The sequence below is a fragment of the uncultured Campylobacter sp. genome, from assembly GCF_938031315.1.
GTDB lineage: Bacteria > Campylobacterota > Campylobacteria > Campylobacterales > Campylobacteraceae > Campylobacter_B.
This window is the reverse complement of the sequence record NZ_CALHHT010000208.1, coordinates 1-2,086: the sequence shown is the minus strand read 5'-3', so window position 1 is coordinate 2,086 and position 2,086 is coordinate 1. Positions and strand designations below refer to the sequence as shown.

2 protein-coding genes and 1 CRISPR repeat array are annotated in these 2,086 nt (G+C 37.1%); both genes read left to right on the top strand.

What is annotated here, in order from left to right:
• Positions 1 to 622 precede the first annotated feature (622 nt).
• On the top strand, positions 623 to 868 hold the full coding sequence (locus tag Q0236_RS05285) for a helix-turn-helix transcriptional regulator (protein WP_040303199.1): 246 nt from the start codon (positions 623 to 625) through the stop codon (positions 866 to 868).
• Between the two features lies 1 nt (position 869).
• Positions 870 to 1,004 carry a hypothetical protein gene (locus Q0236_RS05280; RefSeq protein ID WP_297915805.1) on the top strand — a complete coding sequence of 45 codons (135 nt, stop codon included), beginning with the start codon at positions 870 to 872 and terminating at the stop codon, positions 1,002 to 1,004.
• A 636-nt stretch (positions 1,005 to 1,640) separates the two neighbouring features.
• Positions 1,641 to 2,062: a CRISPR direct-repeat array (repeat unit 30 nt; unit sequence GTTTCAATTCCCAACGGGATGGAATTCTAC).
• Between the last annotated feature and the right edge of the window lie 24 nt (positions 2,063 to 2,086).

Genomic DNA, 2,086 nt, shown 5'->3' with positions numbered 1-2,086 from the left:
AGTCGCTGCTTCTTAAATTTAAAATTCTAAGCTCTGAAATGCGGAATTACACTCAATAAATTTTAAAATTTAAAGCCCAGAATTTTATTTGGTAAAAATTTTATCGAGCAGGATTTGGCTTGGTAAATTCTATAAAATACTACTATGGGAGAGGGAAAATGAGATTTTAAATAGAGTATTTCAATTCCCAATGGGAATTGAAATGCGAAACTCACATATCCCGCATTCATCGCCTTTCCGTAGAATTCTATTCCGCTAGGAGTTGAAACGCTCTTTGTGCCGGCAGATATGGCTCGGCATAGGGTAAAATTCCATCTTGTTTGTAATTGCTGCCAGAACCTATCAAAAAATCAAATCCCAAAAGCTTCGATATTAAAATTTCATCTATCCCGGTTAAAATTTAATGTGCCGATCGATAAGACACCTATTTGCGCAAGTCGGTTCGTCTTTACGGCATAATATGCAAAATTTTATAAAATTTTATGTTTATTTTATGCAGTATTCTGTATAATTCACACGGATAAACGAAGTGTTTTGCTATTTTTACTTATGAATAACACGATTTTTATTCATTTTATACGATTTTATGTATAATTAACGAATAAATTTGTATAATTTTCATATGTTAGAAACGAGCGATATATTCAACATTTTGCACAATGCCGTCGAAGCCAAAAACAACGGCAAAAAGATCTCCCATGCCGCAATGGCGCAGAGGTTAGGCGTGTCGATGCGGACGTATCAGGACTGGCGCTTGGGCACGACCAAGCCGCAGGCCGCGACCGCGATATGCCAGATGTTGTGCGAGCTCGATAGCGACGACGCTGCGTTTGTGCTGCATAAGATAAAAAAACTTATAGGAGAGTAGAGTGCAAAACATTACTTTGCAAGAAAAGCTGGATCTACAGGGCATCTTTCGCGTGATTTATGAGAAAAAAGAGTCGAAATTCGCGATCTTTTACAAGGCGCTTTTGAAGAAATTTTTTAAAAATTTTAAAAAATAACTGGCGGAGGCATTTATTTATTATACTTTATGTGACAAAGGCGGTAACATCCATTAAATTTAGATGATTTTTCCTTTTTATGACGACCACGCCGATATTCTTTGTTTTGCAGTTTCAGAGGATGCTACCGAATTCTGCTTTATAAAAATTTTTCTATCTTTCTGCCTCTTTGGTATCATCTAATTTAATTTTAAATTCTAACTTTGACACATGATCTTAAATTTGTAGCGTATTTAATTAAAATTAATGCAGAATTCCTTCTTTAACCTAGCTTTTAAGATCCCTGGCGTGCATTTTTACAAATATTTTGAATTGCTATTAAATGAGTTGCATTTAAATTTATTTATATTGCGGCAAATATACAGTTCGTTAAAATTTTAATTTGTGAGTAACTCCAAAATTTCATTCGTAACCCATAAATTTAACATATTTAGTAGGTGAATTAAAACCGAATGAATTTCATATAAGTACCCCATGTTGTATCCTATCCCAGCCATAACTAATCTTTTTAAATTTTATAGCGAGATGAGAATTCTATCCATTCCCGCCGCAAAAGGCGTATCGCGTAAATCCGATTTGATTTCAACAAGATAAATTCTACCTCCTACGCGAATCGTGCAATAAGCCCATTTAGGCGTTTCAATTCCCAAAGGATAGAATTATTCCACATCCCTGCGGGACGCTATAAAATGCAGTGGCAGAAGTTTCAATTCCCAACGAGATGGAATTCTACAATGCGGATGAAACTCGCCCGTATCGGCATTACGCGGTTTCAATTCCCAACGGGATGGAATTCTACCCTATTTAAGCCGTCTTTTAGCTTATCATCGTTAGTTTCAATTCCCAACGGGATGGAATTCTACGATTAGAATATAGCGAGACTTCGGTACCAGCTCATGTTTCAATTCCCAACGGGATGGAATTCTACAGCAAGCGGAAAACCTACCGCAAGAGCTACGGCCAGTTTCAATTCCCAACGGGATGGAATTCTACCCAGATCGCCAAATTTTAAAAAGCCGTCGCTGGAGGTTTCAATTCCCAACGGGATGGAATTCTACCGCGGGGCTAAGCGATAATCTAGC